This is a genomic window from Burkholderia sp. CpTa8-5 (assembly GCF_017815045.1).
GTDB classification, from domain to species: Bacteria; Pseudomonadota; Gammaproteobacteria; order Burkholderiales; family Burkholderiaceae; genus Burkholderia; species Burkholderia sola.
On sequence record NZ_JAGIQD010000012.1, the window covers coordinates 22,088 to 36,095 of the forward strand.

At 67.2% G+C, this 14,008-nt stretch carries 15 protein-coding genes and 1 tRNA gene; 11 read left to right on the forward strand and 5 right to left on the reverse strand.

Going from position 1 to position 14,008, the window contains the following annotated elements; all coding sequences use genetic code 11:
- Positions 1-117: 117 nt before the first annotated feature.
- From hprK to J8I35_RS19305, 3 genes are all read left to right on the forward strand, one after another.
- A complete protein-coding gene (gene hprK / locus J8I35_RS19295) occupies positions 118-1,086 on the forward strand; it encodes an HPr(Ser) kinase/phosphatase (RefSeq protein ID WP_006483133.1) in 969 nt (322 codons plus the stop codon).
- 74 nt (positions 1,087-1,160) lie between these two features.
- Positions 1,161-2,069, forward strand: a complete 909-nt coding sequence (gene rapZ / locus J8I35_RS19300; protein ID WP_050014875.1) for an RNase adapter RapZ — start codon at positions 1,161-1,163, stop codon at positions 2,067-2,069.
- A 27-nt stretch (positions 2,070-2,096) separates the two neighbouring features.
- Positions 2,097-2,732, forward strand: a complete 636-nt coding sequence (locus J8I35_RS19305; protein WP_050014873.1) for an LON peptidase substrate-binding domain-containing protein — start codon at positions 2,097-2,099, stop codon at positions 2,730-2,732.
- A gap of 104 nt (positions 2,733-2,836) precedes the next feature.
- Here the strand turns inward: J8I35_RS19305 and mutY are convergent, their stop codons facing one another.
- Complete coding sequence (gene mutY, locus J8I35_RS19310) at positions 2,837-3,943, reverse strand: A/G-specific adenine glycosylase (RefSeq protein WP_050014871.1); 1,107 nt, start codon at positions 3,941-3,943, stop codon at positions 2,837-2,839.
- 24 nt (positions 3,944-3,967) lie between these two features.
- The gene (gene mutM / locus J8I35_RS19315) at positions 3,968-4,795 is read right to left on the reverse strand and encodes a bifunctional DNA-formamidopyrimidine glycosylase/DNA-(apurinic or apyrimidinic site) lyase (RefSeq protein WP_126363384.1); all 828 of its coding nucleotides are present in this window, start codon (positions 4,793-4,795) and stop codon (positions 3,968-3,970) included.
- A gap of 246 nt (positions 4,796-5,041) precedes the next feature.
- Here mutM and J8I35_RS19320 point away from each other — a divergent pair, with 246 nt between their 5' ends.
- The 8 genes from J8I35_RS19320 (at position 5,042) to hisC (ending at position 12,202) form a co-directional block, all read left to right on the forward strand.
- Positions 5,042-6,865, forward strand: a complete 1,824-nt coding sequence (locus tag J8I35_RS19320) for a tetratricopeptide repeat protein (protein ID WP_050014867.1) — start codon at positions 5,042-5,044, stop codon at positions 6,863-6,865.
- Positions 6,865-7,485 (forward strand): lipoprotein insertase outer membrane protein LolB, encoded by a 621-nt coding sequence (gene lolB, locus J8I35_RS19325; RefSeq protein WP_209926590.1) that lies wholly within the window; start codon positions 6,865-6,867, stop codon positions 7,483-7,485. Before J8I35_RS19320 ends, lolB begins: the two co-directional genes overlap by 1 nt.
- Before the next feature lie 27 nt (positions 7,486-7,512).
- Positions 7,513-8,394, forward strand: a complete 882-nt coding sequence (gene ispE, locus J8I35_RS19330; protein WP_050014863.1) for a 4-(cytidine 5'-diphospho)-2-C-methyl-D-erythritol kinase — start codon at positions 7,513-7,515, stop codon at positions 8,392-8,394.
- A 55-nt stretch (positions 8,395-8,449) separates the two neighbouring features.
- Positions 8,450-8,526, forward strand: a tRNA-Gln gene (locus J8I35_RS19335).
- Positions 8,527-8,570: 44 nt separating this feature from the next.
- A complete protein-coding gene (locus tag J8I35_RS19340; RefSeq protein WP_050014861.1) occupies positions 8,571-9,533 on the forward strand; it encodes a ribose-phosphate pyrophosphokinase in 963 nt (320 codons plus the stop codon).
- Between the two features lie 158 nt (positions 9,534-9,691).
- Positions 9,692-10,297 (forward strand): 50S ribosomal protein L25/general stress protein Ctc, encoded by a 606-nt coding sequence (locus tag J8I35_RS19345; protein ID WP_069620276.1) that lies wholly within the window; start codon positions 9,692-9,694, stop codon positions 10,295-10,297.
- Positions 10,298-10,417: 120 nt separating this feature from the next.
- Positions 10,418-11,017, forward strand: coding sequence for an aminoacyl-tRNA hydrolase (pth, locus tag J8I35_RS19350; RefSeq protein WP_124593413.1), 600 nt, complete (start codon positions 10,418-10,420; stop codon positions 11,015-11,017).
- 117 nt (positions 11,018-11,134) lie between these two features.
- Positions 11,135-12,202: a histidinol-phosphate transaminase gene (gene hisC, locus J8I35_RS19355; protein ID WP_209926592.1), complete on the forward strand. Its 1,068-nt coding sequence runs from the start codon at positions 11,135-11,137 to the stop codon at positions 12,200-12,202.
- A gap of 88 nt (positions 12,203-12,290) precedes the next feature.
- Here hisC and J8I35_RS19360 read toward each other — a convergent pair whose 3' ends face one another.
- The 3 genes from J8I35_RS19360 to rsmD all read right to left on the reverse strand — a co-directional run bounded on the left by J8I35_RS19360 (position 12,291) and on the right by rsmD (position 13,840).
- Entirely contained in the window at positions 12,291-12,557 is a 267-nt protein-coding gene (locus tag J8I35_RS19360) for a YfhL family 4Fe-4S dicluster ferredoxin (RefSeq protein ID WP_006477774.1), read from the reverse strand.
- A gap of 59 nt (positions 12,558-12,616) precedes the next feature.
- Positions 12,617-13,114 (reverse strand): pantetheine-phosphate adenylyltransferase, encoded by a 498-nt coding sequence (gene coaD, locus J8I35_RS19365; protein ID WP_044847476.1) that lies wholly within the window; start codon positions 13,112-13,114, stop codon positions 12,617-12,619.
- Between the two features lie 111 nt (positions 13,115-13,225).
- The gene (rsmD, locus tag J8I35_RS19370; RefSeq protein WP_209926597.1) at positions 13,226-13,840 is read right to left on the reverse strand and encodes a 16S rRNA (guanine(966)-N(2))-methyltransferase RsmD; all 615 of its coding nucleotides are present in this window, start codon (positions 13,838-13,840) and stop codon (positions 13,226-13,228) included.
- Positions 13,841-14,008: the final 168 nt, after the last annotated feature.

Genomic DNA, 14,008 nt, shown 5'->3' on the forward strand with positions numbered 1-14,008 from the left:
GGAATATTTCCCCGTACGAGGCGGCACGCGCCGCCGTCCAGGGCCGCCCGGCGCCGGCCCGGCATGGCGACGTCCGTCGCCGCGCGCCCGCACCGGCCCATTGGAGTGACGAGAGTCATGGATACGTCCAGCATCAACGCCCAGAGCATCTTCGACGACAACGCAGCGACGCTGAAACTGAGCTGGCTGACGGGGCATGAAGGCTGGGAGCGCGGCTTTTCGGCCGACACGGTCGGCAACGCAACGTCCAGCGCCGACCTCGTCGGCCACCTGAACCTGATCCACCCGAACCGGATCCAGGTGCTCGGCGAAGCCGAAATCGACTACTACCAGCGCCAGACCGACGAAGACCGCTCGCGCCACATGGCCGAGCTGATCGCACTCGAACCGCCGTTCCTCGTCGTCGCCGGCGGCGCCGCGGCGCCGCCCGAGCTGGTGCTGCGCTGCACGCGCTCGTCCACGCCGCTGTTCACGACGCCGATGTCGGCCGCCGCGGTGATCGACAGCCTGCGGCTCTACATGTCGCGCATCCTCGCGCCGCGCGCGACGCTGCACGGCGTGTTCCTCGACATCCTCGGGATGGGCGTGCTGCTGACCGGCGATTCGGGTCTCGGCAAGAGCGAGCTCGGCCTCGAGCTGATCAGCCGCGGCCATGGCCTCGTCGCCGACGACGCGGTCGATTTCGTCCGTCTTGGCCCCGATTTCGTCGAAGGGCGCTGCCCGCCGCTGCTGCAGAACCTGCTCGAAGTGCGCGGCCTCGGCCTGCTCGACATCAAGACGATCTTCGGCGAAACCGCGGTGCGGCGGAAAATGAAGCTGAAGCTGATCGTCCAGCTCGTGCGGCGCCCCGACGGCGAATTCCAGCGCTTGCCGCTCGAAAGCCAGACCGTCGACGTGCTCGGCTTGCCGATCAGCAAGGTCACGATCCAGGTCGCAGCCGGCCGCAACCTCGCGGTGCTCGTCGAGGCGGCCGTCCGGAACACGATCCTGCAGTTGCGCGGAATCGACACGTTGCGCGATTTCATGGATCGGCAACGACTCGCGATGCAGGACCCCGACAGTCAGTTCCCCGGCAAACTGGTGTAACCCGCACGCGCCGGCCGCGCAACGCCGACGCGTCGAGCCGGTGCTATGATGAAACGTCAGGATTCTCTGTTCCCATGCGCATCGTCCTCATCACCGGCATCTCCGGCTCAGGCAAGTCCGTCGCGCTGAACGCGCTCGAAGACGCAGGCTATTACTGCGTCGACAACCTGCCGCCGCACGTGCTCCCCGAACTCGCCCGCTACCTCGCGCAGGACGGCCAGCGCCGGCTCGCGGTCGCGATCGACGCGCGCTCGAGCGCGTCGCTCGACGAAATGCCCGGCCTGATCCGCGAGCTGTCCCGCGAGCACGACGTGCGCGTGCTGTTCCTCAACGCGAGCACCCAGGCGCTGATCCAGCGCTTCTCCGAAACGCGCCGCCGCCATCCGCTGTCCGGCTCGCGGTCGCACGATGCGGACGTCGGCCTGCTGTCGTCGCTCGAGGAAGCGATCGAGCGCGAGCGCGAGCTCGTCGCACCGCTCGCCGAATTCGGCCATCAGATCGACACCAGCACGCTGCGCGCGAACGCACTGCGCACCTGGGTCAAGCGCTTCATCGAGCAGAAGAACAACGACCTGATGGTGATGTTCGAATCGTTCGGCTTCAAGCGCGGCGTGCCGCTCGACGCCGACCTGATGTTCGACGTGCGCGCGCTGCCGAACCCGTACTACGACCACGAGCTGCGCCCGCTCACCGGGCTCGACCAGCCGGTCATCGCCTTTCTCGACGCACTGCCGATCGTCCACCAGATGATCGACGACATCCATGCGTTCCTGATGAAATGGCTGCCGCACTTCCGCGACGACAACCGCAGCTATCTGACCGTCGCCATCGGCTGCACGGGCGGCCAGCATCGCTCGGTGTTCATCGCGGAAACGCTCGCCGCGCGCCTCGCGCGCGACGCGAACGTGATCGTGCGGCATCGTGACGCGCCAGTGGATGTCGACGCGTCGTCGCGGCTCGTCTCCGAGGTCGACCGACCCTAGCGACACCCGCCCCCACGCCCGCGCGCCATGTCCTCCCTATCGACCACCCTGATCGACCTGCCGCTGTTTCCGCTGCACACGGTGCTGTTTCCCGGAGGGCTGCTCCCGCTCAAGGTGTTCGAGGCGCGCTATCTCGACATGTCGCGCGCCTGCCTGCGCGACGACGCACCGTTCGGCGTGTGCCTGCTCAAGAGCGGGCCCGAAGTCGCGCAGGATGGCGCGGTGTCGGTGCCCGAGACCATCGGCTGCATGGCGCGCATCACCGAGTGCGATACCGGCGAATTCGGGATGCTGTATCTGCAGGCGGTCGGCACGCAGCGTTTCGAGCTGCTGTCGTATCGCGTCGAAGGCAACGGGCTGCTGGTCGGCATCGCGGAGCCGCTGCCCGACGACATCCCGCTCGAAGGCGAACAGGCGCTCGCGCAGTTCGGCTCGTGCGCCGAGGTGCTCGAGCGCATCATCGACGCGCTGAAGAAATCCGATCCGCAGAAAATGCCGTTCGGCGAACCGTTCCGCCTCGACGATCCGAGCTGGGTAGCGAATCGCCTCGCGGAACTGCTGCCGCTCGACCTGCGCGCGCGGCAGAAGCTGATGGAGTTTCCGGACGTCGGCGCGCGCATCGACGCCGTGCACCACGTGCTCGACCGGCACGGCTGGCTGTAGCGACCGCTCGCGCATCGCGCGTCGCGCCCACCCGAAGGGCTTTCCTGCGTGCGGCAACGCCGCGCCTTCCCGAACGCGGCCCGCGCCGCACCCTTCCCCGTTCGTTACAGCAGCGGCCCGCTCAGCGCATCGAGCAGCTTGCGCACGGGCGCCGGCACGCCGTACGCGTCGAGCCGGCTCAGCGGCACCCACGCTGTGTCCGCGTCCCGCGCCTGCGACGGCAGGCCGCCGCCGTCCGCCAGATCGCTCAGCCGCGGCTCGATCTCGAGCCGGAAATGCGTGAACGTATGCGTGAGCGGCGCGAGCGGCACCGTGCCGCCGCCGCCGAAGCCGCGCGCGAGATCCGCGAGCGCGGCATCGCCGTCCGCTTGCGGCAGGCTCCACAGGCCGCCCCAGATGCCGGTCGGCGGCCGTCGCTCGAGCAGCACGGCGTCGCCGTCGCGCAGCACGAGCATCCACGTCTTGCGCGTCGGCACGGCCTTCTTCGGCCGCGCGGCCGGCAGTTCGCGCTGGCGGCCGGTCGATTGCGCGACGCAGTCGCCCGCGAACGGGCAGCGCGCGCAGTCGGGCTTGCCGCGCACGCACAGCGTCGCGCCCAGATCCATCAGCCCCTGCGTGTACGCGCTCACGTCGGCCGCGTTCGCGGCATCGGGCAGCAGCGATTCGGCGAGCGCCCACATGTCGTTCTCGACCCGCTTCTCGCCCGGAAAGCCCTCGACGCCGAATACCCGCGCGAGCACGCGCTTCACGTTGCCGTCGAGGATCGTCGCGCGCGCGCCGTATGCAAACGACGCGATCGCGGCAGCCGTCGAGCGGCCGATGCCGGGCAGTTCGGCCAGCGCGTCGGGCGTCGCCGGAAACGCGCCGCCGTGCTCGGCGACGACGACCTGCGCGCAGCGGTGCAGGTTGCGCGCGCGCGAGTAGTAGCCGAGCCCCGCCCACAGCGCCATCACGTCGTCGGTCGGCGCGGCCGCGAGCGCGGCGACGTCGGGGTAGCGGTCGAGAAAACGCGTGTAATACGGGATGACGGTCGACACCTGCGTCTGCTGCAGCATGATTTCCGACAGCCAGATCCGGTACGGATCGCGGGTGTTCTGCCAAGGCAGGTCATGGCGGCCATGCTCGCGCTGCCACGCGACGAGACGCGTGGCGAACGTGCGGTGCAGCGGCGTGACGGGGAACGGAGCGGGGGCGATGCGGGGCGGCTTCAAGTTGTCTGATCGTGGAAAAGGGTTTCAACGCTGGCACGTCGGGCAGAAATAGGTCGACCGCTGGCCCTGCACGATCTGGCGGATCGATGTGCCGCATACGCGGCACGGCTGGCCGGCGCGATCGTAGACGAAGCAGTCGAGCTGGAAGTAGCCGCTTTCGCCGTTGCTGCCGACGAAATCGCGCAACGTGCTGCCGCCGCGCTCGATCGCGTCGGCGAGCGTCGCGCGCACCGCATCGGCCAGCCGCTCGTAGCGCGGCAGCGACACCTTGCCGGCGGCCGTCGTCGGCCGGATGCCGGCGCGAAACAGGCTCTCCGACGCATAGATGTTGCCGACGCCGACGACCATGTCGCCCGCGAGCAGCGCCTGCTTGACCGACACCGTGCGGCCGCGCGTGCGCGCATGCAGCAGCACGCCGGTGAACGCCGGCGAGAACGGCTCGACGCCGAGGCTCGCGAGCAGCGGATGCGCATGCACGTCGCCGGCTTCGCGCGGGTGCCACAGCACGGCGCCGAAGCGGCGCGGATCGCGGAACCGCAGCACGAATTCGTCGAAGATCCAGTCGATGTGATCGTGCTTCGCGGCGACCGGCACGCCGGCCGCGGGCAGCACGCGCAGCGTGCCCGTCATCCCGAGATGGACGATGAACCAGCCCGCATCGACTTCGAACAGCAGGTACTTGCCGCGGCGCTCGACGGCGAGCACCTCGCGCGCGCGCAACTGCTCGGCGAGCCCCGCCGGCACGGGCCAGCGCAGCATCGCGGTACGGACGTCGACACGCTCGACGCGGCGGCCCGCGACAAAGGGCTCGATACCCCGGCGCGTGACTTCGACTTCTGGCAACTCTGGCATGTTTTGCGGGTCTGAGGCTACGGTCTGCTTACATGGTGAACGCGCATGCGCCGCCGCGAGAACGGCCGTTCTCGCGGCGACCCCGAATTAAACACGGGAATGCCCGAAATCGCCGGCCTGGCAGCACGCGAGGCGGGCGATTTCGGGCATTCGCATGGGGATTCCGCAGGTAAGCGGACCCTATCACGATCGTGCGTGTATTGTAGCGAGCGCGTTACAATCGGTTGAAACATCGAACGGATTTCCATGACTCTGCCCTCGAAGCTGCTTCAGAAGCGCCCCGCCGCCGTGCGCGGCGCGCGCGCCTTCCCGGTCCGCCGTGCACTCGGTGCCGCGCTGTTTGCCGCCTGGACCCTCACCGCCTTTCCGGCCCACGCGCAGGCTCCGGCATCGGACGACGCGGAGCCGCAGGGTGCGTTCGAGCATGTGATGCCGGACGAGCAGAAGAATCTCCCCGGCGTGCCGCTGACGAGCCAGATCGTCTATCAGGTGCTCGCGGCCGAGGTCGCGCTCCAGCGCAACCAGCCGGCACCGGCGTACCAGACCTACCTCGCGCTTGCCCGCGACACGCGCGATCCGCGCATGGCGCAGCGCGCGACCGAAATCGCGCTCGGCGCGCAGAGCCCGGCCGACGCACTGTCCGCCGCGAACCTGTGGCGTCAGTACGCGCCGGATTCGAACCGCGCGTCGCAGGTCGACGCCGCGCTGCTGGTGCTCGCCGGCAAGCCGGCCGACGCGCAGCCGATGCTCGCGCGCGAGCTGGCCCGCGCGACCGGCGACACGCGCGGCCCGGCGATCCTCGCGCTGCAGGCGCTGCTCGTGCGCGGCCCCGACCGCGTCGGCGGCCTCGCGGTGCTGAAGGACATGCTGAAGAACGACATGAATCGCCCCGAGGCGCAGCTCGCGATCGCGCGGCAGCAGCTCGCGGTCGACGACAAGGACGGCGCCGCGCAATCGCTGAAGCAGGCGCTGCAGATCCGCCCCGACTACCTGCCGGCGGCGCTGATGCTGTCGCAGATGGGGCCGGCGGAGCGCGCGGCGGGCATCGCGTCGTTCGAGAAGTATGTTCAGCAGAATCCGAAGTCGCGCGACGCGCGGCTCGCGCTGTCGCAGCTCTATCTCGCCGACGATCGCCTCGACGACGCGCAGAAGCAGTTCGAGACGATGCGCAAGCTCGACGCGAAGGATCCGACGCCGCTGATGGCGCTCGCGCTGATCAAGATCCAGCAGAAGAAACTCGACGAGGCGACCGGCTACCTGAAGCAGTACGTGCAGCTCGGCGACAAGCAGCCGAACCTCGACGTCGGCCAGGGCTACATCTACCTCGCGCAGATCGCGATCGACCAGAACAACGACGCGCAGGCGTCGCAATGGCTCGACAAAGTCGACCAGACGAGCCAGCACTACCTGCCCGCGCAGATCACGCGTGCGCAACTGCTGCAGAAACAGGGCAAGACCGACGAGGCGCGCAAGGTGCTCGACAACCTGCCGATCTCCGATCCGCGCGACGCGGCCGTGGTCGCGCGCACCGATGCGTCGATCCTGTTCACCGCGAAGCGCTATCCGGAAGCGGAAGCGCGGCTCGGGCAAGCGGTCCAGGACTTCCCGGACGATCCCGACCTGCGCTACGACTACGCGATGGCGGCCGAAAAGACCGGCCACTACGCGACGATGGAAAAGCAGTTGCGCGAGCTGATCCGTACGCAGCCCGACAACCCGCAGGCCTACAACGCGCTCGGCTATTCGCTCGCCGACCGCAACCAGCGGCTGCCCGAGGCCAGCAAGCTGATCGACAAGGCGATGACGCTCGCGCCGAACGACGCGTACATCATGGACAGCCTCGGCTGGGTGAAGTACCGGATGGGCGACACGGCCGGCGCGACGAAGGTGCTGCAGCGTGCATACGAACTGCAGCCGAACGCCGAGATCGGCGCGCATCTCGGCGAAGTGCTGTGGAAGAGCGGCGCGCAGGACGACGCGCGCAACGCGTTGCGTGCCGCGCAGAAGCTCGAGCCCGACAACGAAACGCTCGTGCAGACGCTCAAACGCCTGCAGATCAACGGCCTCTGATGCGGATGTTCCCGATGTTTTCCCGGTTCTCCCGCGCGCAGCGCATGCTGGCCGCGGCCGGCGCGGCGCTTGCGCTCGCCGGCTGCGCGAGCACGCCGCCGTCGGCCAACGCGCCGACGGGCGCCGCGCTGCCGACAGCGGCGACGCATGCGTACCATGGCCGCTTCGCGGTGCGGTACGACGATCGTCTCGGCAACCCGCAGAACGTGTACGGCAACTTCGACTGGCAGGAGCACGGCGACGACGTGTCGCTCGAGCTGCGCAGCCCGCTCGGCCAGACGCTCGCGGTCGTGAAATCGTCCCCGCGCGCGGCGTCGCTCGAATTGCCGAACCGCCCGACCCAATATGCGCCCGACGTCGGCGACCTGATGCAGAAAACGCTCGGCTTCGAGCTGCCGCTCGCGGGCCTGCGCTATTGGCTGCTGCCGACCGCCGCGCCCGCGACGCCCGCGGAAACCGTGCGCGACCCGGCCGACGGCACGCGCATCAAGCAGTTGCACCAGGACGGCTGGACGATCGACTACCTCGCCTACGCGGATGCCCCGGCCACGGGCGTCAAACGCGTCAACCTCGTGCGCGCGACGCCGCCGCTCGACATCAAGCTCGTGCTCGATCAGTGAGCACGCGCGCCTAGCCCCGATACCCGCATGACCGATTCGACCCGCTCGCTGCGCAACTGCCTGGCGCCCGCGAAACTCAACCTGTTCCTGCACATCACCGGCCGTCGTCCGAACGGCTATCACGATCTGCAGAGCGTATTCCAGCTGCTGAACTGGGGCGATACGCTGCACTTCACGCGGCGCGACGACGGCCGCGTCGCACGCGTCACCGACGTGCCCGGCGTGCCCGAGGAAAGCGATCTCGTCGTGCGCGCGGCGAACCTGCTGAAAGCGCATACGGGCACCGCGCACGGCGTCGACATCGAGATCGACAAGATCCTGCCGATGGGCGCCGGCCTCGGCGGCGGCAGTTCCGACGCGGCGACGACGCTGCTCGCGCTGAACCGCCTGTGGCAACTCGATGTGCCGCGCGCCGAACTCCAGTCGCTCGCGGTCAAACTCGGCGCCGACGTCCCGTTTTTTATTTTCGGAAAAAATGCGTTCGCAGAGGGTATCGGAGAAGAATTAGCTGAGGTACAATTGCCGACTCGCTGGTTCTTGGTTGTGACGCCACGCGTTCATGTCCCGACCGCTGAAATATTTTCAGATGAGTTGTTGACAAGAGATACGAAGCCCGTCACAATTGCTGACTTTCTTGCACAGCAAACCAGCGATGCGGAATGGCCAGACAGCTTCGGCCGGAACGATATGCAGGAAGTTGTAACAAGGAAGTACGCGGAAGTTGCGCAGGTGGTCAAATGGTTGTATGATGTGACCCCCGCGAGGATGACCGGCTCCGGAGCAAGCGTGTTTGCAGCGTTTCACAGCAAGCACGAGGCAGAAGCGGCGAAAGCCAAGCTGCCCGCCAGTTGGAACGGCGCAGTTGCCGAGAGTCTGAACGAGCATCCGCTCTTCGCTTTCGCGTCATGAAGTTTTACTTTGCCGAACGGCCTACACAAGTTCGGTGAAGTTATCAGTTAAGTGTAGGGGAGTCGCCAAGTTGGTCAAGGCACCGGATTTTGATTCCGGCATGCGAGGGTTCGAGTCCTTCCTCCCCTGCCAAAAATTTTCCCGCATTTCCCGCCCAAGCCTGAAGCAGGTGCACGATGAGCAGCCACAGCCATGATGGCCTGATGGTCTTTACTGGCAACGCGAATCCCGCGCTCGCCCAGGAAGTCGTCAGTATCCTTGGTATTCCCCTCGGCAAAGCGATGGTCAGCCGTTTCTCCGACGGCGAGATCCAGGTCGAGATCCAGGAAAACGTGCGCGGCAAGGACGTCTTCGTCCTGCAATCCACGTGCGCACCGGCGAACGACAATCTGATGGAACTGATGATCATGGTCGATGCGCTCAAGCGCGCATCCGCCGGCCGGATCACCGCTGCCATCCCCTACTTCGGCTATGCCCGTCAGGATCGCCGCCCGCGTTCGGCGCGCGTCGCGATCTCGGCGAAGATCGTCGCGAACATGCTGGAAATCGCCGGCGTCGAGCGGATCATCACGATGGATCTGCACGCCGACCAGATTCAGGGCTTCTTCGACATCCCGGTCGACAACATCTACGCGACGCCGATCCTGCTGGGCGACCTGCGCAAGCAGAACTATTCGGATCTGCTCGTCGTGTCGCCGGACGTCGGCGGCGTGGTGCGTGCCCGGGCGCTCGCGAAGCAGCTGAACTGCGATCTCGCGATCATCGACAAGCGTCGTCCGAAGGCGAACGTCGCCGAAGTGATGAACATCATCGGTGAAGTCGAAGGCCGCACCTGCGTGATCATGGACGACATGGTCGATACGGCCGGCACGCTGTGCAAGGCCGCCCAAGTGCTGAAGGATCGCGGCGCGAAGCAGGTTTTTGCCTACGCGACGCATCCGGTGCTGTCGGGCGGCGCCGCAGATCGCATCGCCGCATCGGCACTCGACGAGCTGGTCGTCACCGATACGATCCCGCTGTCGGCCGAATCGCTGGCATGCTCGAAGATCCGCTCGCTGACGAGCGCGAGCCTGCTGGCCGAGACGTTCTCGCGGATTCGCCGCGGCGATTCGGTGATGTCGCTGTTCGCGGAATCCTGATCGCGAATCGACGGAACAAAGCATGCGCGAAAAGCGAAGCGGCAACGCTTCGCTTTTTGCACAATCGGACGGGATAGACGAAACCCCGGCCGTTTCATCGGGGGCCGCTTGATGGCCCCGTTTTACTGCCTGGTCGCGGGCAGCACATGGAGAATCACATGAAAGTCGTCGCTTTCGAGCGCCAACAGCAAGGTACGGGTGCGAGCCGCCGCCTGCGCAACGCCGGTAAGACCACGGGTATCGTCTACGGTGGCGAAGCAGCCCCGCAAAAGATCGAACTGGATCACAACGCGCTGTGGCATGCACTGAAGAAGGAAGCCTTCCACTCGTCGATCCTCGACCTGGAAGTCGCTGGCCAGTCGCAACAGGTTCTGCTGCGCGACGTGCAATACCACCCGTTCAAGCAACTCGTGCTGCACGTGGACTTCCAGCGCGTCGACGCGAAGAAGAAGCTGCACACGAAGGTGCCGCTGCACTTCCTGAACGCTGAAGTCAGCCCGGCCGTGAAGCTGTCGAGCGCAATCGTCTCGCACGTCGCAACGGAAATCGAAGTCGAGTGCCTGCCGTCGGCCCTGCCCGAATTCCTCGAAGTCGATCTGTCGAAGATCGAAGCCGGTCAGTCGCTGCACGCGAAGGACATCGCGCTGCCGAAGGGCGTCGCGCTGGTCGCGCACGTCGACGCGGAAAACCCGGTTGTCGCATCGGCGACGGTCCCGGCGGGTGCCGTGTCGGACGCAGCAGAAGGCGAAACGCCGGCTGCCTAAGCGGCTGCCTGCACGCCCCATCGATCCGTTTCACGAAACGGTCGACGCAACCCGCCGCGGCTTGCCCGGCGGGTTTTTCTTTTTCTGCGCCCAGGCGGCCGCCGCCGCCTTCGAAACGTCATGATCAAACTGATCGTCGGCCTCGGCAATCCCGGGGCGGAATACACCGCGACGCGCCACAACGCCGGTTTCTGGCTGATCGACCAGCTCGCCCGCGAAGCCGGCACGACGCTGCGCGACGAACGCCGCTTCCACGGCTTCTACGCGAAAGCGCGCCTGCACGGCGAGGAAGTCCATCTGCTCGAGCCGCAGACCTACATGAACCGCTCCGGCCAGTCGGTCGTCGCGCTCGCGCAATTCTTCAAGATCCTGCCCGACCAGATCCTCGTCGCGCACGACGAGCTCGACCTGCCGCCCGGCACCGTGAAGCTGAAGCTCGGCGGCGGCAGCGGCGGCCACAACGGCCTGAAGGACATCACCGCGCACCTGTCGTCGCAGCAATACTGGCGGCTGCGGATCGGCATCGGCCATCCGCGCGACCTGATTCCGGAAAGCGCGCGCGCCGGCGCGAAGCCCGACGTCGCGAACTTCGTGCTGAAACCGCCACGCCGCGAGGAACAGGACGTGATCGACGCATCGATCGAACGCGCGCTCGCCGTGATGCCGATGGTCGTCAAGGGCGAACTCGAACGCGCGACGATGCAGCTGCATCGCAACTGACCGCACCGCGCACCGGCCCGGTGCATCGGCCGTCCGGCGCCATCCGGCGGCCTCGCCCGCCCCACCGCGACGCGCACATGCGGTAATCTGGACGTTTTGCCCGACAGGAGCCAAGCGGTGAGCCGTTACTGGAGCGACGTCGTTCAGCAACTCGTGCCTTACGTGCCGGGCGAACAGCCCGCGCTCGCGCACCCCGTCAAGCTGAACACCAACGAGAATCCCTATCCGCCGTCGCCGCGCGTCGTCGCGGCGATCGCACGCGAACTCGGCGACACCGGCGACACGCTGCGCCGCTATCCCGACCCGGTCGCACGCGCGCTGCGCGAGACGGTCGCGGCCTATCACCGCATCCAGCCCGAGCAGGTGTTCGTCGGCAACGGCTCCGACGAGGTGCTCGCGCACGCGTTCCAGGCGCTGCTCAAGCACGACCGGCCGCTGCGCTTTCCCGACATCACGTACAGCTTCTATCCGACCTACGCGCGCCTGTACGGCGTCGAGACCACGGTCGTGCCGCTCGCGGACGATTTCTCGATCCGCGTCGACGACTATCTCGACGACGCCGGCGGCGTGCTGTTTCCGAACCCGAATGCGCCGACCGGGCGCGCGCTGCCGCTCGCGGACGTCGAGAGGATCGCGGCCGCGAACCCGTCGTCGGTCGTCGTGATCGACGAAGCGTACGTCGATTTCGGCGCGCAGTCGGCAATTACGCTGATCGACCGCCACCCGAACCTGCTCGTCGTGCATACGACGTCGAAGGCGCGCTCGCTCGCGGGCATGCGCGTCGGCTTCGCGTTCGGCGATGCCGCGCTGATCGACGCGCTGAACCGCGTGAAGGACAGCTTCAACTCGTATCCGCTCGACCGGCTCGCGCAAGTCGCCGCGCAGGCCGCGTACGAAGACACCGACCATTTCAACGCGACTTGCCGGCGCGTGATCGACAGCCGCGCGCGGCTCACGCATGCGCTCGACGCGCTCGGCTTCGAGATCGTGCCGTCGGCCGCGAATTTCGTGTTCGCGCGCCATCCCGCGCACGATGCGGGCGCGATCGCGGCGAAGCTGAAGGAACGGGAAATTTTCGTGCGGCACTTCCGGCTGCCGCGGATCGACCAGCATCTGCGCATCACCGTCGGCACTGATGCCGAATGCGATGCGCTCGTCGCGGCGTTGCGCGAGCTGCTGGGCTGACACGAAAGAACCGGCGCCGGGCGGCGCCGATCCGAAAGAAAGCGCGGCGCGCGCGCCCGTCGATCGAAGCGCGCGCGTCAGCGCAGGGTCACGATGCGTCGTCGCCCTTCACGGCGATCAACGCGTGGTACTTCTCCATCAATTGCGCGTGCGACTCGTCATGCTGCGGATCGCGCGGAATGCATTCGACCGGACACACCTGCTGGCACTGCGGTTCGTCGAAATGGCCGACGCACTCGGTGCACTTGTTCGGGTCGATCACGTAGATATCCGGGCCCATCGAAATCGCGCCGTTCGGGCACTCGGGCTCGCACACGTCGCAATTGATGCACTCGTCGGTAATCATCAAAGCCATACTGATCTCACTTCTTCAGGCCGGCGGCCGGCTTCGCAACGAAACCGGCCGGCGCCGCGTCACGCGGCAGGGCCTCCCATCGCCGTGACTTTCTCGGTCAGCCACTTCTCGACGGACGGAAACACGAATTTGCTGACATCGCCGCCCAATTGCGCGATTTCGCGCACGATCGTCCCCGAGATGAACTGGTACTGGTCGGACGGCGTCATGAACATCGTCTCGACGTCGGGCAGCAGATAGCGGTTCATCCCCGCCATCTGGAACTCGTATTCGAAATCGGACACGGCGCGCAGCCCGCGCACGATCACGCGCGCGTTGTTGATGCGGACGAAATCCTTCAGGAGGCCGGTGAAACTCATCACCTTCACGTTCGGATAATGGCCGAGCACCTCGTTCGCAATCGTCAGACGTTCTTCGAGCGAGAAAAACGGCTTCTTCGCGCGGCTGTCGGCAACGCCCACCACCAGCGTATCAAAAATGCTCGACGCACGCCGCACGAGGTCTTCGTGCCCGCGCGTCAGCGGATCGAACGTACCGGGATACACGGCGACTACCATGTCGCTCCTCCTGTCATCACGCAAACGGGATGGCAGCCGTGCGATGCACACGCCGCTGCCGAGATGGGCATGCGTCGCCTTTGCGGCGCGCCGCCTCGTATGGAACGCGCATTATTCATCATTTTCGCGCCGCAGCAAATGATAGTGAACCGCACCGGCCTTGCCGTGCTTCACCACCTGCCAGCCCGCGAGCGCGTCGTGCGCGGCCGGGTCGAGTTCCGCCCCCGTTTCGACGTACAGCGCGCCGCCCGCCGCGACGAGCGGCGCCGCGAGCGCGATCGCGCGCTCGAGCGCGGCCAGGTCGTCGAACGGCGGATCGAGGAACACCACGTCGAACGCGCCCGGCGTGAGCCCGGCCGCGAGCCGCAGCGCATCGGCTTCGGCGATCTCGACCGACCGGGCGCCGAGCTTGTCCTTGATCGCACGCAGCTGCTGCGCGGCGCGCGGATGGCGCTCGATCATCACGACGCTCGCCGCGCCGCGCGACGCGGCCTCGAAGCCGAGCGCGCCGGTGCCCGCGAACAGGTCGAGACAGCGCCAACCGTCGAGATCCTGGCCGAGCCAGTTGAACAGCGTCTCGCGTACGCGATCGGGCGTCGGGCGCAGGCCGTCGAGATCGAGCACCGCGAGCGGCGTGCGTTTCCAGTCGCCGCCGATGATGCGGACCGCGTGCGGCTTGCCGCGACTGGAAGGGGCCGCGGGGCGGCCGGAAGAGGAACGGGACATACGGGATATCGACAACGGAGGGACCGGGCGCGCGCGAGGGGCGCGCCAAACAGGCGCACGTTACCACAGCGGCGACGCGCACTGACGCGAGCGCCGCGCCGCACTGATAAAATGCACGGTTTCGGCCACCGAGCGCCGCGCCCGCGCGAACGCAGAACGGCCCGTCCG

What these genes read in the sequence shown, in the direction of transcription:
- rapZ (WP_050014875.1), top strand. Translation starts at nt 1,161, where the DNA reads ATGCGCATCGTCCTCATCACCGGCATCTCCGGCTCAGGCAAGTCCGTC.
- mutM (WP_126363384.1), bottom strand. Translation starts at nt 4,795, where the DNA reads ATGCCAGAGTTGCCAGAAGTCGAAGTCACGCGCCGGGGTATCGAGCCC.
- ispE (WP_050014863.1), top strand. Translation starts at nt 7,513, where the DNA reads ATGACCGATTCGACCCGCTCGCTGCGCAACTGCCTGGCGCCCGCGAAA.
- J8I35_RS19340 (WP_050014861.1), top strand. Translation starts at nt 8,571, where the DNA reads ATGAGCAGCCACAGCCATGATGGCCTGATGGTCTTTACTGGCAACGCG.
- rsmD (WP_209926597.1), bottom strand. Translation starts at nt 13,840, where the DNA reads ATGTCCCGTTCCTCTTCCGGCCGCCCCGCGGCCCCTTCCAGTCGCGGC.
- J8I35_RS19305 (WP_050014873.1), top strand. Translation starts at nt 2,097, where the DNA reads ATGTCCTCCCTATCGACCACCCTGATCGACCTGCCGCTGTTTCCGCTG.
- J8I35_RS19360 (WP_006477774.1), bottom strand. Translation starts at nt 12,557, where the DNA reads ATGGCTTTGATGATTACCGACGAGTGCATCAATTGCGACGTGTGCGAG.
- J8I35_RS19345 (WP_069620276.1), top strand. Translation starts at nt 9,692, where the DNA reads ATGAAAGTCGTCGCTTTCGAGCGCCAACAGCAAGGTACGGGTGCGAGC.
- coaD (WP_044847476.1), bottom strand. Translation starts at nt 13,114, where the DNA reads ATGGTAGTCGCCGTGTATCCCGGTACGTTCGATCCGCTGACGCGCGGG.
- J8I35_RS19320 (WP_050014867.1), top strand. Translation starts at nt 5,042, where the DNA reads ATGACTCTGCCCTCGAAGCTGCTTCAGAAGCGCCCCGCCGCCGTGCGC.
- lolB (WP_209926590.1), top strand. Translation starts at nt 6,865, where the DNA reads ATGCGGATGTTCCCGATGTTTTCCCGGTTCTCCCGCGCGCAGCGCATG.
- hprK (WP_006483133.1), top strand. Translation starts at nt 118, where the DNA reads ATGGATACGTCCAGCATCAACGCCCAGAGCATCTTCGACGACAACGCA.
- pth (WP_124593413.1), top strand. Translation starts at nt 10,418, where the DNA reads ATGATCAAACTGATCGTCGGCCTCGGCAATCCCGGGGCGGAATACACC.